The sequence below is a fragment of the Rhizobium sp. PEPV16 genome (assembly GCF_008919455.1).
GTDB classification, from domain to species: Bacteria; Pseudomonadota; Alphaproteobacteria; order Rhizobiales; family Rhizobiaceae; genus Rhizobium; species Rhizobium leguminosarum_Q.
Genome location: NZ_VSZV01000340.1, coordinates 1 through 20,479, shown reverse-complemented (window position 1 = coordinate 20,479; position 20,479 = coordinate 1). Strand labels below are relative to the sequence as shown.

The following is a 20,479-nucleotide window of genomic DNA, read 5'->3' as shown; positions in this document are numbered from 1 at the left end:
TTCCAGGAGAAAATGGAATGTCTGATCGCCCTTTGAAGGCCGGCCTGTTCGGTATCGGTCTGGAGGCCTATTGGCCGCAGTTTGACGGTCTCGAAGCAAGGCTGCGCGGATATGTACATGTCGTCGCGTCCAAGCTGGAACGGCCCGGGGTCGAAGTCGTCAATCTTGGCCTCGTCGATACGCCGGAGAAGGCCGTCGATGCCGGGCATCTGTTTCGCCAGGCCGATGTCGATATCATTTTCCTTTACATCACCACCTACGCTCTGTCGTCGACCGTCTTGCCGGTTGTTCGGCGTGCAAAGGTGCCGGTCATTATTTTGAATCTGCAGCCGGCTGGTGCGATCGACTACGCGTCCTTCAACGCACTCGGCAACAGGACTGCCATGACCGGCGAGTGGCTGGCGCACTGCGCTGCATGCCCGGTGCCCGAGATTGCCAATGTGTTCACTCGAGCGGGCATTCGGTTTCACCAAGTAACAGGCGTTCTGAACGGTGACCCGTTTGTCGACAACGAGATCGAGGAGTGGATCGAGGCCGCACGGGTAGCCCACGTCATGTCGCATAATCGCCTTGGCGTCATGGGGCGCTATTACAACGGCATGCTCGATATCTATTCCGATCTCACAGCCCAAAGCACGGCATTCGGGACACACATCGAAGTGGTGGAGATTGACGAACTAGCACGCCTCAGACGCGATGTTGGCGAGGCGGAAGTGGCGGCTTGCTTGGACAGAATCCGAACGGAATTCGACGTGCAGCCGGATTGCGATCCGGACGAACTGGCGCGGGCGGCAAGAACTGCCGTCGCGCTGCGCAAACTCGTCGACGCGAAGCGTCTCGGCGCGCTCGCCTATTATTATGAATCGGTGTCCGGGCATGAATACGAGGACGTCATCACGTCGGTAATCGTTGGTTGTTCGATGCTCACCGCCCAAGGCATACCGGTTGCTGGCGAATATGAGATCAAGAACGCGCAGGCCATGAAGATCATGGACAGCTTCGGCGCCGGAGGTTCCTTCACCGAATATTATGCAATGGATTTCGATGCAGATGTGGTCCTGATGGGCCATGATGGCCCAGGCCATACTAAAATTGCAGAGGGTCGAACCAAGATCCGTCCTCTCGAGGTCTATCACGGTAAGGTCGGCTCCGGCGTTAGCGTCGAAATGTCGGTTAAGAATGGCCCGGTAACACTGCTCTCCGTGGTGGAGTGCGCCGGAAAAGTGAAGCTGTTGTGCGCCGAAGGACAATCGGTGCCCGGGCCGATCCTGGAAATTGGAAACACCAACAGCCGCTATCAATTTCCAATCGGGGCGCGCGCGTTCGTCGAGAATTGGAACGCCGAAGGACCGGCGCATCATTGCGCAGTCGGCGTCGGACACATTGGGAGCAGCATCGAAAAATTAGGAAAGCTGTTGGAGGTCGAGTTCGTGAGAATTTGCTAATTGTCAAAAATATTTCTCGCTGTGGGAACTGCTTGACGAATAAATAGACCCGTCAAAACGATCGCAGCTCCTCTGCCTATCTTGCCGGTTGTGGCCGATATCGTCTTTGGCGGCCGTAGTGGCATGCTGGTGGTAGCGCCAACCTCGCAGCGAGAGCACAAAAACAGCTTGGCCGGCGCGATGAATGGCCGTGTATCGACGGGGCGTTCGTTTCAACGGGTCTCATATCGTGATGCCCTGATGGGAACCGCGACTCCGCCCGTCCGTTACCATTTGAGCAACGGAGGAAATGGACATGCGCAAGAAAAAAGCCATCGTCGAGGCGGCGCTCGAGTCCGAGTACGAGCGCCAGGCACTGGGGATCATGAATACGGAGCAAGCTCTGAAGCTTGAGGATTCCGACGGTCTTGTCTTCAGCCATCCGGATAAAGAGGCCGGAGTGACGGATCATTTTGTCGATCAAGATGAGCTGCGCCGTTTGGTGCGGCGGTCAACGTCGCCGCTTCCAGTATTGCAATCGCAGGGTCGTACTACTCGACAGGGTCGTACTGCACGTTAGGCCTGAGCTTCAAGCAATCATATAACCGCCGTCCACCGGCATCGATATGCCGTTCACCATGGCAGCCTGGTCGGACAGCAGGAAAAGAACAACCTCGGCAATGTCTGCCGACTCGGCGAAGCGTCCGACGGGAATTCGCTTCATCATCCCTGCGGCCTTCTCGGGATCGCTCCAAGCCTTCACGGCCATTGGCGTCAACGTCACCGTTGGGTGGACGCCGTTTGCGCGTATGCCGTGAGGCGCAAGCTCTTTTGCCATGACCCGCGTCAAGCCATCCAATCCACCCTTCGATGCACAATAGGCAGCGTGGTCGGGGATGCCGACGAAGGATGCGACCGACGAGACATTGACGATGGCGCCTGTACGGCCTTCCTTGATCAGCGAACGGGCATATTCCTGGGCGACGATCATCGGAGCACGCGTGTTGACCGCGACGAGACGGTCGAATGCTTCCACGGTTGTCTCCAGGAATGGCTGGAGCTCGGTCGTGCCGGCGCAGTTGATAAGGAAATCTGCGGGAAGGGCAGCGATCGCCGCCTGCCTGGTCGCATCGGCGTCCGCAAGATCGACCTGGATTGCCCGGCAGCCGAATTCCCCTCGCAACGCTTCGACGTCGGCAGCACTGCGGGTCAGCGCGACGACCTGCGCACCCCGTTCGACGAGCATCCTTACAATTTCGCGTCCGATGCCTTTGCCGGCGCCGGTCACGATCACCGTCTTTCCTCTGAACTCCATGGGTCGATCTCCTAAAGTCTCTGGCCTGTTTCCCGATCGAAGATATGCGCACGTCGGGGATCTATGTGGAAGTACATCGTCCGTCCGGGGTCGACCTCGATACGCTCGCGGATAAGGGCGTCGATCGGCACGCCTCCCGTGCGTCCGAAGATCAATGTCTCCGAACCCGTCGGCTCGAACACTGATACCTCGACCGGAACGCCCTCCTCGCCGATCGTGATGTGCTCCGGTCGGATACCGTAGGTCACGGCTCGTCCTTCATCCGCATTTGTGTCCGCCATCGGAAGGGTGATGCCCTGGTCGGTGACGACGATCTTCCTGCCGTCGCTTGTGGCTATGCGGCCCTGAAGGAAGTTCATCGATGGGCTGCCGATGAAGCCGGCGACGAAGAGGTTGACCGGGAAGTCGTAGAGATCAAGAGGCTTGCCGATCTGCTCGACCCTGCCGTCGCGCATCACCACGATCTTGTTGGCCATCGTCATCGCCTCGATCTGATCGTGCGTGACGTAGACGGTGGTGGTCTTCAGCCGCTGGTGAAGCTCCTTTATCTCGACGCGCATGGTGACGCGGAGTTTGGCGTCGAGGTTCGACAACGGCTCGTCGAACAGGAAGACCTGCGGATCGCGAACGATGGCACGGCCCATCGCCACGCGTTGACGCTGTCCGCCCGACAGTTGCTTCGGATAACGGTCGAGATAACGTGTCAGGTCGAGGATCTCGGCAGCCCTGCCGACCTTCTCGGCGATCTCCGCCTTCGGCCGCTTGGCCATCTTCAGCGGAAAGCCCATATTCTCGGCGACCGTCTTGTGGGGATAGAGCGCGTAGCTCTGAAACACCATCGCGATGTCACGCTCCTTCGGGGGAGCATTGGTGACGACACGGCTGCCGATCCGGATATCTCCGCTGCTGACCGTCTCCAGCCCGGCGATCATCCGGAGCAGGGTGGATTTGCCGCAGCCGGATGGACCGACCAGCACGACGAATTCGCCGTCCTCGATGTCGACGCTGACGCCATGCATGACCTGAAGAGAGCCATATTTCTTGGTGACGTCGCTAACCTGTACGTTTGCCAATGTCGTTCCCCCTAAAGCAGCACGATTTGTGACTTGATGTCGTTGACGGAATTCATCGCCTCATCCCTTCCAGACGATATAGGCGCCAAGGACTGCCGAGATTGCCGCCGCGAACCATACGGAAAGCCCGAACGGCTCGATGAACCGCATCCAAAACAGGGAGAGCGCGACCCAGATCACGATCGAGATGAAGAGCCGGTCGAACCAGTTCGTTTCGATTGGCAGGAAGCCTGGCTTGGGTTCGTTATTTTCTGATTGAGACGTCATCGTTTCATCCTTTCACGGCACCGAAGGTCAGGCCGGCGACGATGTGACGCTGGACCACCGAAAAGACGATGAGCGCCGGAACCAATGTCAGCATCGAGATCGCGGCCATGATGCCCCAGGCCGTCCCCGTCGTCGTCACATATTCCGACAGGCCGGTGGTGAGTGTCCGCGCATGGAAGTTGGTGAGCGTCGCCGCCAGCAGATATTCGTTCCACGCAAACACCCAGGTCAGGATCAGCGTCACCGCAAGTCCGGGCCGTGCCAAAGGAAAGATGATATCATAGAGCACGGTCCATGGGCTCGCGCCGTCCATATAGGCCGCCTCGTCCAATTCCTTCGGAATGCCTTCCACGGTCGGGCGCAGCGTCCAGATGGCGAAGGGAAGGTTGAAGGAGCAATAGACCAGGATCATGCCCAACTTGGAATCGGCGAGCGAGAAGTCGCCGATCCTGTAGACCTGCGTCAGCAGCAGGAAAAGCGGCAGCAGGAAGACCGCCGGCGGCGCCATGCGGTTGGTGATCGTCCAGAAGAAGATGCTTTCCTTGCCGGCGAGGTCGAAGCGCGTCAGGGCGTAGCAGGCAAGGAAGCCGAGCGTGGTGACGAGCAGCGCGTTGCCCGACGAAATGATCAGCGAGTTGAGCATGTATCCGCGCAAGGTCGGATTGGTCAGCACGTCCTGGTAATTCTTCCAGAAGAAGCTCCGGAGAATGACATCGGGCGTCGAAAACAGGTCGAACGGCTGTTTCACCGATATGACGAAGAGCCAGTAGATCGGGAAAAGGGTGACGAAGCTTATCAAGGTCCACAGGACGACCGGAAGCCAGGGAAAACGGGTCTTCATCGTTTCAACCTCTCTTCACGCGGGGTGCAATCAGGCCGACATAGAGCAGCCAGCAGACGACGATGGTGAGATAGAGGACGATGACGGAGATCGCCGAACCGTAGCCGTAATTCGTCTTGGGAAAGACTTCCCTGAAGATATGGACGCCAATGTAGCGCGTCGATGAACCCGGGCCGCCGCCGGTCAGCATCAGGACTTCGTCGACGGTGCGCAGTGCGTCCATCAGCCTGATGAACACCGTGGCTAGCAGGGCCGGGCGGATCAGGGGCAGCGTTATGTGCCAGAAGATCTGGCTCTTGCCGGCGCCGTCGATCTGCGCCTGCTCGAACGGGTCTGATGGAAGCGAGACAAGTGCGGCGATCAGCGAGAGGGTGACGAGCGGCGTCCAGTGCCAGATATCCATGATGACAGTGACGGTGAAGGCCGCAACGGCGCTCTGGCCGATATTCAGATCGTAGCCGAACCAGCTCCTCAGAAGATAGGGAATGATGCCGATGGACGGGGTGGTCATCAGCTTCCAGACCGAGCCGACGATGATCGGCGCCATGATCAGGGGCAGAGTATGGATCGTGCGAAACACCGCTTTTCCCGGAAAGTCCTTGAGCAGCGCCTGGGCGAGGATGTAGCCGAGGACCAGCTCCGACACGACCGCGAAGAAGACGAATGTCAGGGTTATGCCGAGCGATGCCAGGAACTGCGGGTCGAAGACGAGCCGCCGATAGTTCTCAGCCCAGTTGAAGATCATGCCCGGATTGGCAGCGAACGGGTTCCATGAATGGAAAGAGACCCAGAGGACGTAAATGAACGGAAATATCCCGAACAGTCCGAGGATCACTATGGTCGGTGACAGCAACAGCCACCCGAGCTTCTGCGAATGCATCGCCTATCCCCCATTGAACACTATGTGGACGTCCGCTCCATCAGGAGCGAAGGATGACGGGTCGTCGGAACGACCCGTCAGTTGGGGAGGATGCTTTATTTGCGATAACCGAGCGAGGTGAGCTCTTCTTCGGCTTTGGCCGCCATCTGGTCGAGGCCTTCATCAGGCCCGATGTTGCCGGTCAGGATGTCGTAGAAGATGGGAGCGGTCGCTTCACGCACCTGCGCATGGAAGGGGTAGGGGGGAGCGCCGGCGAAGAGCTTGCCGTCGTCCTTCAGCATCGTGTAGAAGCCGCCGAGCTTGACGTCCATCTCCTTCACCTTCGGATCGTCGAACGTCGCCGTATTGGTGATGCGTGGTGCGGCGATCGCCCAATCGGGCTGCACTTCGTTCTGGCCGATGAATTCGAGGAACAGCAGTGACGCTTCCTTGTTCTTGGACGTGACCGGCACGCCGAAGGCACCGCCATCGTAGTAGCCGATATAGCCCTTTCCGGCTTTCGCGTCGTCCAGCACGCCCGGCTCGAGCGGCGGCAGAGCGAAACCGACCTGGCCGACCACTTTCGACTGCGCCGGATCGCTTGCGATCCAGGCGGCGTTCTCACCATAGATCAGCCCCTGGGCGACACGGCCCGCGGCGAAGGTCGTTGCAGTTTCCGTCCAGGTTGACTGCGTCGATTCCGGAGGAGCGATGTCGCGCAGGTGCAGCCAGTACTTCAAGGCGGCCTTCGCCTTGTCGCTGTTCATCGCGCCGCCATGTTCGACCGTCGCCGCATAGTTGTTCTTGGCGTCGATGCCCCAATTGTAGACACCGAAGGTCGGCACGATGGACTCGAAGAATTCATACCAGGACGCCGGATGGCCTGTATGTGCCTGAGCGGTCGTGCCCCAGAGCTCCATGCCGTTGTCCTTGCCGTACTTCGTGAAGAATTCGGCGATCTCAGTATATTCCGCGTGTGTGGTCGCCGGCTTCAGGTCCTTGCCTGTTTCCTTCTTGAAGGCTTCCTTGATCTTCGGATCGTCGAAGAGGTCCTTGCGATAGAGATACGCCTTCAGGAAGGCTTCCATCGGAACGCCGAAGAGATCGCCGCTCGAGTCCTTGAAGTAGTCGGCAAAGCTGGTGAAATTGGCGTCGTCGTAGGTCGGCGCCTTCAGATCCGGCTGGTCTTTCAGCGTCTTCGTGATGTCGACGAGGAAATTCCTGGCCAGATAGGAGTAGATGATGTCCTGCTCGATATAGACCATGTCATAGATGCCGGTCTTGGCTTCCATGTCCTTGATGGCCTTGTCGTACATCTGATCCCAGGACGTCGTCTCGATGTCGACCTTGATGCCGGTCTTTTTTTCGAATTCCGGAGCGAGCACGTTCCTGATGTAGTTCGATGGCGGGGTGCTCTCGGTGACGCCGTGCAGTGTCACGCCCTTGAATTTGGCGCCGGCGTCGGACCAGAAGTCAGCCCAGGCCGGCGAAGCAGTCGTGGCGAGGCCGAGCGTCAGCGCAAGCGCGCTAGCCTTCAAAGCATAATTCATTTTCAATCCTCCCAAAGTGCAGCGAGATCATTTCGCCGGTCCTTTGTGTAGGCCAAAAAAACCGGCGACGCAACATTTGTTGTCTAAACATGCAAATCGTTGATCTATCCCATTGATTTTTGCAGAAACTAATTTCCGGCGGAGGGTGCGATGCAAATCGCAAGAAGTGTAATATATTGCATTGCAAGGTAATTTCGCAAAGCAGCACAAAAATAGCCGTTAAAATTATTTGTTGTCTTGCCAAACTAAATGGCATAGCACTGTCCACAGCCAAAGGCATTTTTTGGAGGAAAAGGCTATGCGTCGATTGGGTATCCATTCATTTGTATGGACAGGCGGCCAAACGCAGGAAGGGCTGGAGATGGCCCTGAACAAGACGGCCGAACACGGATATCGCACCATCGAATTTGCCTATCTGCGCCCCGAGAAATTCAATCTCGATCGACTTGCAAAGCTTGCGCAGTCGCTTGACGTCGAGATTGGCGTGACGATGGGTCTGCCGCTCGACAGGGACGTATCGAGCGAGGACGCTTCTGCGGTGTCTGCCGGCAAGCAGACGCTGGCCGACGCCGTTCGTGCGGTCCGTGATATCGGCGGCAACAAGCTGGGTGGAATTCTCTATTCCGCGCACACCAAGTACAATCGCCAGCCGACGAAGAGGGGCTGGGACAACAGCGTCGCCGCGATCGCCGCGACTGCCGAAGTCGCGAGACAAGCGAACGTCGACCTCGTCCTGGAAATTGTCAACCGGTTCGAGACGAACCTGCTGAATACGGCGGCGCAGGGGCTGAAGTTCATCGCCGAGACCGGATCGGAGCATGTCCGTCTCCACCTCGACACGTTCCATATGAATATCGAGGAAGCCAATCCGGCCGCGGCGATCCGCCTGGCCGGCGACAAGATCGGTTACTTCCACATCGGCGAGAGCAACCGCGGTTACCTCGGCGACGGCGTCATCAACTTCGATCTGATCTTCGACGCTCTGCTCGACATCGACTACAAGCGCGACATCGTGTTCGAGAGCTTCTCGACGACGGTCGTGGACGAAGGCCTGTCGCTCGCCTGCGCGATTTGGCGCGACACCTGGGAGGATAATGATCCGCTCGCGGCGCACGCGAAGCGCTACATCGAGCTGAAATATGACGAGGCCAAGCGCCGCCGCGCCACAAACGCGCGGCCCTGATTATCCCTCTGACAGCCTGTTCCAGTCGTGTAAGGGTTGGGCCGACTGAAGGGAATTGAAATATGAACGACACCGTCTCCATCGGAAGTTCGCCGCGCAGGATCCGGCAGAATAATATCGTCGCCGCCTTGCAGACGATCTATGCCCACCGAAGCCTCAGCCGGGCGGATCTCGCCCGGAAGCTCGGGATGAATCGCTCATCCTCGGGAGAGATCGTCGCCGAACTCACGGAAGGCGGGTTCGTTCAGGAGTCGGACGAGAGCGGCAAGCAGCGCCTGGAACATTCCCGTGCCGGGCGCCCGGGCATCATGCTCGAACTTGTCTCCGATGCCGCATTCTTCGTCGGGATAGAGATTGGCGTCGAGCATATATCGGCTGCAGTTGTCGATCTCTCCGCTGAAGTCCGGGCATGTCGGAAAATCGCGTTCGACACGCCGTCGTCGACCGTGGAGGAGGCCGTGGCGCAGGGCGTCGAGCTGATCATAGGCGCAATGGCGAAGGGGATGATCGGACGGTGCAAGGGTCTCGGCATATCGGCGCCGGCCCACATCCGGCCGGACGGAATCGTCACCCTCGCACCCATCATCGGCTGGCGGGAGGTGTCGTTGAAGGAGGTTGGGCGGTCTGCTTTCCCGGCCACCGTCCCGATCGCGGTTGAAAACGACGCCAACGCCTTTGCGATCGGCGATAGCTATCGTCACGGCGTCTCAGGCGTGACCCTGTTCCTGCTGATGGAAACCGGCGTCGGCGGCGGCATCATGATCGATGGCAAACTGTTCCGGGGCGGCCACGGCCTGGCGGGAGAAATCGGCCACACTCTGGTGCCGGGAAGCGGCGGTCAGAAGTTTGAGCAGCTGATCGGTCGCGAAGTGCTGATCAGGCAGTATCGCGAGGCTATTGGACGTAAGCACGTCGATCTGCAGGAGTTCCTTGGCGACGTTCATGATCGCGTTCCGGCCGCGGTCAATATCGCCGAAACCTGGTCGCGCCATCTCGCTTACGCATTGCTGCAGGCCTGTCGTTTGCTCGACCCCGACAGGATCGTGCTGGGTGGCTCCGTGGCATCCCTCTACCCGATGGTGGCCGCCCGCGTGGCGGTCCACATGTCGGAGGGCCAGAGCATACCTTTCCCCACGCCTGACATCGTCGTGGACGATGATGCGGAGTTCGGTTCCGCCTTCGGGGCGGCGTGCATGTTGCACCAGCGCTTTCTGTCATTGGAGAGCGAGGAGTTCGGCGGCGAGGACGGTGCGCCGATCCAGTCGGCGACGAGTTGAAGACAAGAACGATCGAAAGCAGGATTGCAAATGACTTCAGTACTGGCTCCGGACCTGCTTGGTCCCACCGTTTGCGTAGGGGAGATCCTCGTCGAGATCGTCGCCACGACGGTCGGAGACGGTTTTCTTAAAGCCCAGCCGCTCGTCGGTCCGTTCGCGAGCGGAGCGCCGGCTATCTTCATCTCGCAATGCGGGCGCCTCGGCGGCAAGGCCGCAATGGTCGGCGCCGTCGGCAATGACGATTTTGGTCGTGTCAATACCGATCGCCTCAAACGCGACGGCGTCGACGTTTCGACGATCTCGATCGATCCGGACTATCCCACAGGAAGCGCCTTTGTCCGCTACCGCAAGGATGGCTCCCGGGATTTCGTCTACAACATCGCCACATCAGCAGCTGCGCGCTTCGGCTGGTCTCAAGCGGTCGGCGATCTGATCAATCGGAGCGGTCATCTTCACGTGATGGGTTCGGCCCTGTCGGTCCCCAGTGCGTGTGAGGTGATCGACAAGGCGGTCGACATCGTCAAGGCACGCGGGGGAACGCTCTCGGTGGATCCGAACATTCGCAAGGAATTGAAGCTGGATGAGGATACCGAGCGCCGCTTTTCCAAGCTTGTCGCTGCCGCCGATCTGCTTCTGCCGTCCGGAGAGGAGCTTGAGCGTGCCGCAGGTGTCGAAGGGGAGGCAGACGCGATCCGCCGCTTGTTCGAGGTGGGCGTCAAAGAGATCGTGCTGAAGCGCGGAGCCGAAGGCGCGACCTATTTCGGCAGAGACGGAGACCGCATCGACGCACCGGCATTTGTCGTTCAAGAGGTCGACCCCACCGGCGCCGGCGACTGCTTCGGCGGTGCCTATCTCACCTGCCGGCGGCTCGGAATGTCTCCGCAGCAAGCTCTGACCTATGCCTCCGCCGCCGGCGCCCGCAACGTGACGGTCCTCGGTCCGATGGAAGGTGCCGGCACTCAGCAAGAGCTCGATGCGTTTATCGCTTCAACGGAAAGGCGGCCGTGATGCAGGTGCATCTCAACGAACTGGCCAGGCTGAGGATCGAAGGCCACCCCAGAGGCGTGACCTCCGTATGCTCGGCCCACCCGATCGTGCTGCGCGCCGCTCTCCGACACGGGCGGCAACAGGCAAGCACCGTCCTGATCGAAGCCACCTGCAACCAGGTCAACCACCTCGGCGGCTATACCGGAATGACGCCAAGCGACTTCGCGTCCCTCGTCGGCAAAATAGCAGCCGAGGAGGGATGCCCCGAAAATCTGATCGTTCTCGGCGGCGATCACCTCGGTCCCAATCCGTGGCGTGACCGCCCGGCCGAAGAGGCCATGGCCGAGGCCGAGAAGATGGTTGCCGCCTATGTCGAGGCCGGATTTCGCAAGATTCACCTCGACGCCTCGATGGGCTGCAAGAGCGAGCCGATGGCGCTCGACGACGAAACCACCGCCCATCGCGCCGCCCGGCTTGCGGCGGTCGCCGAGGCGTCGGCGAAGAAGAGCGGCGGCGCAATGCCGGTTTACGTCATCGGCACCGAAGTGCCGCCGCCAGGCGGGGCCGACCATGCCCTGACAACCATCGAACCGACAGCTGCCGCAGCGGCGCTGAAGACGATCGGAGTCCACCGCCGGATCTTTGCGGAGGCCGGACTCGGGCAAGCGTTTGGACGGGCCATCGGTCTGGTCGTTCAGCCGGGCGTCGAGTTCGGCAATCAGAATGTCATCCATTATGATCGCAGCAAGATAGACGCGCTGAAATCGGTGCTCACCGAGGAGCCGCAGTTCGTCTTCGAGGCGCATTCGACGGACTATCAGGGAACCCGGCCCTTGACCGCGCTGGTGGAGGACGGCTTTCCCATTCTGAAGGTCGGTCCCGAACTGACCTTTGTCCTGCGCGAAGCGCTCTACGCGCTGGATGCGATCGCTTCGGACCTCTTGCTCGATTACGGCCCGCGTCCGCTCTATGCGGCGATGGAGGTGCTGATGCTCGATCAGCCAGGCAATTGGAGCCGCCACTACCACGGCACAGACGCCGAGATGCGCTGGCTGCGGCACTATTCGCTGTCCGACCGCATCCGCTATTATTGGGCGTCGGCTGAAGCACAAGATGCCGTCCGGCGCCTGTGCGAGGCCCTTCGAGGGCAAATCGTACCGCTGCCGTTGCTTTGGCAGCACATGCCGGCCGCACAGGATTTCGCAGATGCGCCGCTCGATCCGGAACAGGTTTTGATCTGGAGAGTGACGAAGAGCCTCTCGGACTATCATGCCGCTTGCGGCCTCGGGAAGAATTGACAATCTGGATCAAGTCAGGAGGAAAAATCGATGACGGATTTGAATGGGAAGATCGCGGCGGTCACGGGTGCTGCGTCCGGAATAGGGCTCGCTTCGACGGAGGCAATGCTCGCCGCAGGCGCGACGGTCGTCCTCGTCGACCGCGATGAGAAGGCCCTTGAGACGGTTTGTGCCAGGCTTGGCGAGCGCGCTATTCCGCTGGTGCTCAACTTGTTGGATCCGCACCAGTGCGCGGGATTGCTCGAGGGCATCCTGTCGAAGACGGGCAAGCTCGATATCCTGCATGCCAATGCAGGCACCTATATCGGCGGCGACCTGATGGAAACCGACCTCGATACCATCGATCGGATGCTCAATCTCAATGTCAACGTCGTCATCAAGAACGTTCGAAGCGTCATTCCGCACATGATCGAACGTGGCACTGGCGACATTGTCGTCACCAGTTCCGTTGCTGGACACTCGGCGATTCCATGGGAACCGGTCTATTCGTCATCGAAATGGGCGATGACATGTTTCGTCCAGACGATGCGACGCCAGCTTCTGAAAAGTGGCATTCGTGTGGGGTCGGTTTCTCCAGGCCCGGTGATCAGCGCGTTGCTCGCGGATTGGCCGGAGGAAAACCTTCGCAAGGCGAAAGAGGCCGGGGCTTTGATCGAGCCCAAGGAAGTCGCTGACGCGATCATCTTCATGCTGACCCGGCCGCGCAACGTCACCATCCGCGATATCGTCGTGCTTCCAAGCGCCTTTGACATTTGAGGAGACGTGACATGAGCTACCAGCAGAAATTTCGCCTCGACGGCGAGCGTGCGGTGGTCACAGGCGGAGGGCGTGCGATCGGTCTCTGCTGCACCGAGGCGCTGGCCGAAGCGGGCGCCGCCGTCGTCGTCATCGAACGCAGCGAGGCCGACGCTGAGCAAGCGCTAGCTCTCCGCGACAGAGGCTACGACATCGAAGTCCGGGTGGGCGACGTCACCGACGCGGCCCGAATGGACGCGATCGCGGCTGAGCTCTCCGACGGCGGCCGGCCGGCGACCGTCCTGGTGAACAATGCCGGAATTGGTCAGAGCGGCATCCCGGCGGAGGATCTCACCGACGCCGATTGGCTGCGCATGATGGACGTCAATCTCAACGGCGTCTTCTGGTGCTCACGCGCCTTCGGTCGTTCGATGATTTCGATGAAACGCGGCGCCATCGTGAACCTCGGCTCGATGTCGGGGACGATCTGCAACCGGCCCCAGCCTCAGACGGCCTATAACGTCTCCAAGGCGGCGGTCCATCACCTCACGCGCTCGTTGGCCGCCGAGTGGGCCCATCACGGCATCAGGGTAAACGCCGTCGCGCCCACCTACATCGAGACGCCGATGGTGGTGGCCGTCGAAGCCAATCGCGAGCGGATACCGCTCTGGCTCGCCGACACGCCGATGGGCAGGATGGGAACGCCGGAGGAAGTTGCCAGCGCGGTCCTCTTCCTCGCCTCGGGCGCCGCCAGCCTGATGACCGGGGCAATTGTCAACGTCGATGCAGGATTCACCTGCTGGTAGTCCTTCCCGGACGAGGTGTGAGCGGCGCCTCGTCCACATCTGGAAATCAGTATGGAAACGTTACCACATTATCTTGACTCGTATTCCTGCCGCGTTTATCCAAATGTGGAAACGTTACCATATTGGGAGGAAGTTTGATGAAATCCGCGCGATTGAACCGACTTTTCGGCGTGTCTGGAAATTGTTTTGACGTTGCTATCGATCACGGCATGTTCAATGAACGGACCTTCCTCGCCGGCATCGAGAACATGAAGACGGCCATCGAGGTGATCGCTGACGCGGCGCCGGATGCCATTCAGCTGCCGCCGGGGACGGCACCCCTTCTGCAGGCTATTCCCGGCAAACATCGCCCGGCACTGGTGCTGCGCACCGACATCGCCAACATCTATGGCAATCCCCTTCCGTCTCAGCTGTTTTCCGAAATGATCGACAGGGCGGTGGAGCAGGGCGTTGCATTGGATGCTGCCTGTGTCGTCGTCAATCTCTTGATGCTGCCGGACCAGCCGGAAGTCTACCGCGCCTGCGTGCGCAATGTGAACAGCCTGAAGCGCGAATGCGAGATCTACGGCATGCCGCTGATGGTCGAGCCGCTTGTCATGCAGGACAATTCCAAGGGCGCCTACATGGTCGATGGCGCGATCGACAAGATCTTGCCGCTTGTACGCCAGGCGGCCGAACTCGGCGCCGATATCATCAAGGCCGACCCCTGCGACAATGTCGAGGAATATCACCGCGTGGTCGAAATCGCCCAAGGCCTGCCGGTGCTGGTGCGCGGCGGCGGCCGCGTTTCGGATCAGGAAATCCTGATCCGCACCAAGCAGTTGATGGAGCAGGGCGCCCGTGGCATCGTCTATGGCCGCAACGTCATCCAACATCACAATCCCGGCGGCATGACGCGGGCCTTGATGGCGATTGTCCATGACAAGGCTTCCGTCGAGCAAGCCTCGCTGCATATTGCCTGACGCGCGTCTGGGAGGACATGTCATGACGAAAATATTCCGCTTCGGCGTCATCGGCTGCGGTCTGATGGGGCGCGAGTTCGCGAGTGCCGCGGCGCGCTGGCTGCATCTGGCCGATGTGAAGGCCCGACCGGAAATCGTCGCCGTCTGTGATACCAACGCGACGCTGCTCGACTGGTTCAGGGATCATGTGCCGACTGGTCGCCAGTTCACCGCCGACTATAAGGAGCTTCTGGCCAATCCCGAGGTCGATGCGGTCTATTGCGCTGTCCCGCATGTGCTGCACCAGCAATTCTACATCGACATCCTGAAGGCCGGAAAACATCTTCTCGGCGAAAAGCCCTTCGGCATGGACGCGGCGCAGAACCGGGAAATCATGGCGGTTCTCGCCGAGCATCCCGAACTCCTGGTCCGCTGCTCGTCGGAAATGCCTTTCTTCCCCGGCGCGCAGAAGGTCATCGCGCTCGCAAAAAGCGGCGAGATGGGGGATATAATCGAAGTCGAGGCGGGTTTCCTGCACTCTTCGGATATCGACCGGCAGAAGCCGATCAACTGGAAGCGCATGGCCGATATCAATGGCGACTATGGCTGCATGGGTGATCTCGGCATGCATGTGCTGCACGTGCCGCTGCGTCTCGGCTGGCGCCCGACCACCCTGCATGCGCAATTGGTCAAGAAGGTCACCGAACGTCCTGACGGCAAGGGCGGCATGTTGCCCTGCACCACCTGGGACAATGCCACGATCAGCAGTCGCGTGCGCACCGGGGATCAAGATTTCCCGATGGTGCTGAAAACCTGGCGCATCGCGCCCGGCGAATCCAACACCTGGTACATCCGCGTTCTCGGCATGAAGAAGAGCGCGTTCTTCAGCACGAAGTCGCCGCGCCAGTGGCAGTGGATGGACTATAATGGCGGTGCCCAGGCTTGGAGCACCGAGGATCTCGGTTATGGCTCGCTGTTTCCGGCCATCACAGGCAAGATTTTCGAGTTCGGTTTTGCCGACGCCATTCAGCAGATGTGGGCGGCCTTCGTCGATGAGCTTGCCGGCGGCAATGCGAACGGTTTCGGCTGCGCGACCCCGGCCGAGGCGCAGGCGCATCACGCGGTCCTGACGGCAGCCCTCAAATCCGGTCGCGAGGACGTCGTGGTACCGGTCGAGTATGACGAGGCGCCCACATGATGAAGCGCTCCGAGATTAACGCCGCGTTTCTGCGGGCAACCGAGACCCTCGAGCGCTGGCACTGGTCCCTGCCGGCATGGGGCTCCTGGACGGCAGCGGATTTTGCCGCACATCCCGAGGCATCAGCCTATTTGCGCGCTCATCAGCTGGGTTGGGATGTCACCGATTTCGGCTCGGACCGGTTCGCCGAATGCGGTCTGGTGTTGTTCTGCCTGCGCAATGGTATCGTCGATATCAGGGGTGAACGGACCTATGCCGAAAAGCTGCTCTTCGTTGGCGAGGGGCAGCTCACGCCGACCCACCGTCATGCGGCGAAGATGGAAGACATCATCAATCGCGCCGGCGGCGATCTCGTCATCGAATTCGCCGCAACCGATGCCGATGGCAATGTGCTGAAAGATGATGTGACGGTGCCGGTAGACGGCCTGCCGCACCGGCTCGCCGCATGGGAGCCGCTGGTTCTCCACCCTGGCCAGAGCGTAACGATCCGTACCGGGCTTTACCACCGCTTCTACGGCAGGAAAGGCGGCGGACCTGTCCTTGTCGGCGAGGTCAGCCAGGTCAACGACGACAATAGCGATAATTTCTTCCTGGAGCCGATCGCACGTTTTGCCGCGATCGAGGAAGACGAGCCGCCGCTCAGACCCTTATGGAACGAAGGAGGCAGCTGATGCGGGTCGGGGAGGGTGACGATCGCGACAGTCAGAAGCGGGGCGGCATCGTCTGTGCGGGAAACTTCATCGTCGATCGCGTCCACACCCTGTCCTATTGGCCCGAACAGGGCAATCTCGCGCATATCCTGCACCAGGATCTGGGCGTGGGGGGCGGGGCGGCCAATGTTGTCACCGATCTGGCCTCGCTTGGATTTCCAGGAAAGCTGGCGGCGGCGGGATGCATCGGCGCCGATCAGGACGGAGAGATCGTCAAGGCCCGCCTAGCAGTTGCCGGCGTCGATGTCGGGGGGCTGACGGCGCTTGCCGACCGGGTGACGGCACATACGCATGTCATGAATGTGCCCGGTCAGAACCGGACCTTCTTCTATCATGGCGGCGCCAACGATGCCGTCACGGACAAGCTTGTCTCACCCGCGGCCTTCGCCAAGGCCGGCTACCGGCTGTTCTATCTCGGTTATCTCATGCTGTTGCCGGGGCTCGACGGCATCGGCCCCGACGGCCGTTCGGGAGCATCGCGCCTGCTGGAAGCGGCGCGCCGCGCGGGGCTTACGACCTCCGTGGATTTCGTATCGAGCGAAGACCCGGAATTTGCGGCCAAGGTCGGCGTCGCTCTGCCTTTCTGCGATTATCTGATCATCAACGAGATGGAGGCGGGACGTGCAACCGGCGTTATCGTTCGCGATGCGAAGGGGGATTTGATCGAGGCGGGGCTTTTGGAAGCGGGCGAGCGCCTGCTTGCGGCGGGTGTCGCCAAGGGCGCGATCATCCATGCGCCGGAAACCTGCTTCTGGTTTGCATCAGGCGCTTCGCCGATCATCACGCGTTCACGACCTGTCGATCCCGATGACATCGTCAGTACCGTCGGCGCAGGAGACGCTTTCTGCGCCGCCGTGCTCTACGGCCTGCATGAGAACTGGCCGGTCGAGCATATCTGCGCCGTCGCCCATGCCACAGCTGCGCGTTGCCTCAAGGGGGCGACGGCCACCGATGGCATCCCCGACATATCCGTCCTTCTTCGAGAGGCGAAGGAGACGAACCCGCAATCCGCTTAGCCCATTGGCGTCGCCTCAGGAGGGCGGTTCCGATTATCGTTCAGTCAAAAGGGGAGGAGCAAACATGAAACTATTCATTATGGCAGCCGCGTACGGCGCCTTTGCCGATTTAGGCGCCATCGGGGAGGCAGTGCGATGACATATGCGGAAACGGCGCGGCTCTCCGGCAAGGTGGCATTGGTCACGGGAGGAGCGAGCGGCATCGGCAAGGCGGTATGCGAACGCTTCGGCGCCGAAGGCGCCAGGGTTGTCGTGGCTGACCTCGACGGTGAACGGTGCGCACGGGTGGCGGAAGCAATCGGCCCTGATGCCTGGGGTGTAGCGCTTGATGTGACCAGCCAGGACAGCATCGAAGAAGCTGTACGCTTCACTATCGCCACCGCCGGTCAGATCGACATCCTGGTCAACGCCGCAGGCATTTACGACGTCGAGTCCATCCTGGAAATATCCCGGGAACGGACCGCGAAAGTTTTTCAGGTCAATATCGAAGGCCTGATCTTCATGACGCAGGCCGTTGCCCGGCACATGGTGGAAAGAGGGGAAGGTGGACGCATCATCAACTTCTCGTCCCAGGCCGGCCGTCGGGGCGAAGGACCTGCGGTGGCTTATTGCGCTTCCAAGGCGGCCGTCATCAGCATCACGCAAAGCTGCGCTCTGGAGCTGATCCGTTACGGGATCAACGTCAACGCCATCGCTCCCGGCGTCGTCGATACGCCGATGTGGGACGTCGTCGATGCAAAACTCGGCAGCCGGGAAGGTTTGAAACCCGGTGACGTCAAGCGCCGCGTGGCCGCCGCCGTGCCCGCCGGACGATTTGGCGCCCCCCAAGAACAAGCTGCCATGGCGGCCTTCCTGGCCGGGCCCGATGCAGCATATATCGTGGCGCAGTGCTACAATGTCGACGGCGGCAATGTCATGAGCTAAGCGCTTGAGCCGTGCCCGGGATGGACGATGCCGCGTCATCCTGAGAAGCGGCTTCATCAGCACGAAGAGACAATCGATCTTGTGGTTTGGGGGAGTGGAATGAGAGCTGTACGTTTAGAGTCGATCGGGTCTTTGACCATGCGCAGCGTCAAGAAGCCGGTTGCCGGGCCAGGCGAGCTGCTTGTCCGGGTTGCAGTGGCCGGCATCTGCGGTTCCGATCGCCACATGTACAAGGGCGAGTATCCGACAGCGATCCCCGTCACGCTTGGCCACGAATTCTGCGGCATAGTCGAAGAGATCGGCGATACCGTCACCCGCTTTACCGGCGGTGAGCTTGTGACGGTCGACCCGAATATCTCCTGCGGCACCTGTCGGGCCTGCACGCAGGCGCGGCCGAACTTGTGCGAGAGCTTGACCGCCATCGGCGTGACACGGGATGGCGGCTTTGCCGAATATGTGGCGGTGCTGCAGGCCCAGGCCTTCGTCCTGCCGGCTCACCTCGATCCCGTTCACGGCGCCTTCAGTGAACCGCTGGCCTGCTGTATCCACGCCATCGACAAGGCAAGGATCCGTCCGGGCGACAGCGTCGCGATCCTCGGCGGGGGCGTGATCGGCCTGCTCATGGTGCAACTGGCCCGCCTGGCTGGGGCAGGCGAGATTATTTTGATCACGCGGCAGCAATCAAGACGCCAAACCGCTCTGCGCCTGGGGGCCACGCACGCCTTCGACCCGGCCGCTTCAGACACAATCGCTTCCGTTCGAGAGGTCACCAAAGGCGGCGTCGACGTGGTCATCGAATGCGCCGGCGTCAGCGACACGTTTCAAAGCGGTCTGAAGATGGCGCGGCGCGGTGGTACCTTCGTGCTTTTCGGGGTGACGCCGGCGGGTGTCGAGGTGCCGGTTCTGCCTTTCGATCTGCTCGTAAACGAAGTCGATATCAGGCCGGCCTACCTCAACCCCTTCACCCATTCGCGCGCTGCGGCAATGGTTGCGAGCGGGGCGTTGGAACTGGACGCATTGGTCACCAAAACCATAGGTCTCGAGGAGGTCGCCGAGGTGGTGGGCAACGCGCCATTGCCAGGCGAGATCAAGGTCATCGTCCGGCCCTAGCTTCGGGGTCCGACCTCAGTTGCGGACGAGATCGGTGGAATCGCGCTCGATCAGCGTGACCGGCACTTTTACGATCGCACCCTGTCGAGATTCGTCTCCCGTGTGGTGCTCGTCGATCAGCGCTTCCAGCAGCCGTGCTGCCTGCCGCCCGACGTCGCGGATCGGCTGTGCGACCGTTGTCAGCCGTGGAAAGACGTAGGCTGCCTCCGGCAGATCGTCAAAGCCAACGACCGAATAGTCGTTCGGAACGGAAAATCCGCGATCCTGGATGGCATGGATTGCGGCAATCGCCGAAACGTCGGTCGTGCCGATGATCGCGGTGACCTCAGGTCGAGACGCCAGCAATTCCCGCGCCAGCCGGTAGGTCTCTGCAAAGCTGTGCTCTTCCGCCATCGCCACGATGGCGGGCGCGATGCCATCTTTCGCCATCTCCGCCGTGATGCCCTGAAGGCGAAGCTGGATCGGCTGGCTGTGGGCCGGCGCGCCGACGATGGCGATTGCCCGATGGCCGAGATCGATCAGATGGCGCGCCATCAGCCGTCCGCCTTCCTCGTGATCGGCCATGACAGCATCGTCGGCAATGCCGCTCAGCTCGCGGTCAATGGCGATGATCGGAATGCGAGCGTCCCGTAGCACCCCGAAATGCTCGATGCTGCCGAAGGCGCTTGCCACGATAACGCCATCGACGCGCTGGGCGAGCAGCATGGAGATATAGCGCACCTCATGGTCCATATTTTCCGCCGTGCTGCAGATCAGCGTTTGATAGCCGTGCTGGAACAATTCCTGTTCGATCGCATGGGCCAGGATGCCGAAGAAAGGCACTTCAATCGACGGCAGCATCAGTCCGATCATCCGGCTTGGTGCGCCGCGCAGCATACGGGCACCCTTGCTCGGCGTGTAGTTCAGCGTTCGGATAGCCGCCTCGACGCGATCCCTGAGCTCAGGCGAGGCGTAACCGCTGTTGT

General features: G+C 60.6%; 21 protein-coding genes. 14 read left to right on the top strand and 7 right to left on the bottom strand.

Annotated elements, in window-relative coordinates; genetic code table 11:
• Positions 1 to 17 precede the first annotated feature (17 nt).
• Together FY112_RS26040 and FY112_RS26035 are read left to right on the top strand one after the other, a co-directional pair.
• Positions 18 to 1,445: an arabinose isomerase gene (locus tag FY112_RS26040; protein WP_151519610.1), complete on the top strand. Its 1,428-nt coding sequence runs from the start codon at positions 18 to 20 to the stop codon at positions 1,443 to 1,445.
• Positions 1,446 to 1,734: 289 nt separating this feature from the next.
• Complete coding sequence (locus tag FY112_RS26035; RefSeq protein ID WP_179038637.1) at positions 1,735 to 2,004, top strand: hypothetical protein; 270 nt, start codon at positions 1,735 to 1,737, stop codon at positions 2,002 to 2,004.
• A gap of 9 nt (positions 2,005 to 2,013) precedes the next feature.
• Here the strand turns inward: FY112_RS26035 and FY112_RS26030 are convergent, their stop codons facing one another.
• From FY112_RS26030 to FY112_RS26005, 6 genes are all read right to left on the bottom strand, one after another.
• Complete coding sequence (locus FY112_RS26030) at positions 2,014 to 2,739, bottom strand: SDR family oxidoreductase (RefSeq protein WP_151519609.1); 726 nt, start codon at positions 2,737 to 2,739, stop codon at positions 2,014 to 2,016.
• A gap of 11 nt (positions 2,740 to 2,750) precedes the next feature.
• On the bottom strand, positions 2,751 to 3,812 hold the full coding sequence (gene ugpC, locus FY112_RS26025) for a sn-glycerol-3-phosphate ABC transporter ATP-binding protein UgpC (protein WP_065282157.1): 1,062 nt from the start codon (positions 3,810 to 3,812) through the stop codon (positions 2,751 to 2,753).
• A 60-nt stretch (positions 3,813 to 3,872) separates the two neighbouring features.
• Positions 3,873 to 4,079 (bottom strand): DUF2160 family membrane protein, encoded by a 207-nt coding sequence (locus FY112_RS26020; protein ID WP_003545406.1) that lies wholly within the window; start codon positions 4,077 to 4,079, stop codon positions 3,873 to 3,875.
• Between the two features lie 4 nt (positions 4,080 to 4,083).
• Positions 4,084 to 4,920, bottom strand: coding sequence for a carbohydrate ABC transporter permease (locus tag FY112_RS26015; RefSeq protein WP_017958929.1), 837 nt, complete (start codon positions 4,918 to 4,920; stop codon positions 4,084 to 4,086).
• Positions 4,921 to 4,924: 4 nt separating this feature from the next.
• Positions 4,925 to 5,800 (bottom strand): sugar ABC transporter permease, encoded by an 876-nt coding sequence (locus FY112_RS26010; RefSeq protein WP_003545408.1) that lies wholly within the window; start codon positions 5,798 to 5,800, stop codon positions 4,925 to 4,927.
• A 95-nt stretch (positions 5,801 to 5,895) separates the two neighbouring features.
• Entirely contained in the window at positions 5,896 to 7,329 is a 1,434-nt protein-coding gene (locus FY112_RS26005) for an extracellular solute-binding protein (protein ID WP_043294391.1), read from the bottom strand.
• A gap of 298 nt (positions 7,330 to 7,627) precedes the next feature.
• On the opposite strand from FY112_RS26005, the gene FY112_RS26000 reads away from it, so the two are divergent.
• From FY112_RS26000 to FY112_RS25945, 12 genes are all read left to right on the top strand, one after another.
• Positions 7,628 to 8,512 carry a sugar phosphate isomerase/epimerase gene (locus FY112_RS26000; protein ID WP_017958932.1) on the top strand — a complete coding sequence of 295 codons (885 nt, stop codon included), beginning with the start codon at positions 7,628 to 7,630 and terminating at the stop codon, positions 8,510 to 8,512.
• Between the two features lie 62 nt (positions 8,513 to 8,574).
• Positions 8,575 to 9,789, top strand: coding sequence for an ROK family transcriptional regulator (locus FY112_RS25995; RefSeq protein ID WP_151519608.1), 1,215 nt, complete (start codon positions 8,575 to 8,577; stop codon positions 9,787 to 9,789).
• Between the two features lie 30 nt (positions 9,790 to 9,819).
• Positions 9,820 to 10,797 carry a sugar kinase gene (locus FY112_RS25990; RefSeq protein WP_151519607.1) on the top strand — a complete coding sequence of 326 codons (978 nt, stop codon included), beginning with the start codon at positions 9,820 to 9,822 and terminating at the stop codon, positions 10,795 to 10,797.
• Positions 10,797 to 12,074, top strand: coding sequence for a D-tagatose-bisphosphate aldolase, class II, non-catalytic subunit (locus FY112_RS25985; RefSeq protein ID WP_094086745.1), 1,278 nt, complete (start codon positions 10,797 to 10,799; stop codon positions 12,072 to 12,074). Before FY112_RS25990 ends, FY112_RS25985 begins: the two co-directional genes overlap by 1 nt.
• A gap of 30 nt (positions 12,075 to 12,104) precedes the next feature.
• Positions 12,105 to 12,830 carry an SDR family oxidoreductase gene (locus FY112_RS25980; protein WP_094086744.1) on the top strand — a complete coding sequence of 242 codons (726 nt, stop codon included), beginning with the start codon at positions 12,105 to 12,107 and terminating at the stop codon, positions 12,828 to 12,830.
• Between the two features lie 11 nt (positions 12,831 to 12,841).
• Positions 12,842 to 13,615 carry an SDR family oxidoreductase gene (locus FY112_RS25975; protein WP_094086743.1) on the top strand — a complete coding sequence of 258 codons (774 nt, stop codon included), beginning with the start codon at positions 12,842 to 12,844 and terminating at the stop codon, positions 13,613 to 13,615.
• Between the two features lie 137 nt (positions 13,616 to 13,752).
• Complete coding sequence (locus tag FY112_RS25970; RefSeq protein ID WP_094086742.1) at positions 13,753 to 14,577, top strand: aldolase; 825 nt, start codon at positions 13,753 to 13,755, stop codon at positions 14,575 to 14,577.
• 22 nt (positions 14,578 to 14,599) lie between these two features.
• Entirely contained in the window at positions 14,600 to 15,754 is a 1,155-nt protein-coding gene (locus tag FY112_RS25965) for a Gfo/Idh/MocA family oxidoreductase (RefSeq protein ID WP_094086741.1), read from the top strand.
• Positions 15,754 to 16,425 (top strand): D-lyxose/D-mannose family sugar isomerase, encoded by a 672-nt coding sequence (locus FY112_RS25960; RefSeq protein WP_094087682.1) that lies wholly within the window; start codon positions 15,754 to 15,756, stop codon positions 16,423 to 16,425. The genes FY112_RS25965 and FY112_RS25960 overlap by 1 nt, the downstream gene beginning before the upstream one ends.
• Positions 16,425 to 17,480 (top strand): carbohydrate kinase family protein, encoded by a 1,056-nt coding sequence (locus FY112_RS25955; protein ID WP_151519606.1) that lies wholly within the window; start codon positions 16,425 to 16,427, stop codon positions 17,478 to 17,480. The genes FY112_RS25960 and FY112_RS25955 overlap by 1 nt, the downstream gene beginning before the upstream one ends.
• A gap of 135 nt (positions 17,481 to 17,615) precedes the next feature.
• Positions 17,616 to 18,404 carry an L-iditol 2-dehydrogenase gene (locus FY112_RS25950; protein WP_151519605.1) on the top strand — a complete coding sequence of 263 codons (789 nt, stop codon included), beginning with the start codon at positions 17,616 to 17,618 and terminating at the stop codon, positions 18,402 to 18,404.
• Positions 18,405 to 18,503: 99 nt separating this feature from the next.
• A complete protein-coding gene (locus FY112_RS25945; protein ID WP_151519604.1) occupies positions 18,504 to 19,514 on the top strand; it encodes a zinc-dependent alcohol dehydrogenase family protein in 1,011 nt (336 codons plus the stop codon).
• Between the two features lie 15 nt (positions 19,515 to 19,529).
• Here FY112_RS25945 and FY112_RS25940 read toward each other — a convergent pair.
• Positions 19,530 to 20,479: LacI family DNA-binding transcriptional regulator (locus FY112_RS25940; protein ID WP_151519603.1), on the bottom strand; the 950-nt coding region annotated here is incomplete at its 5' end.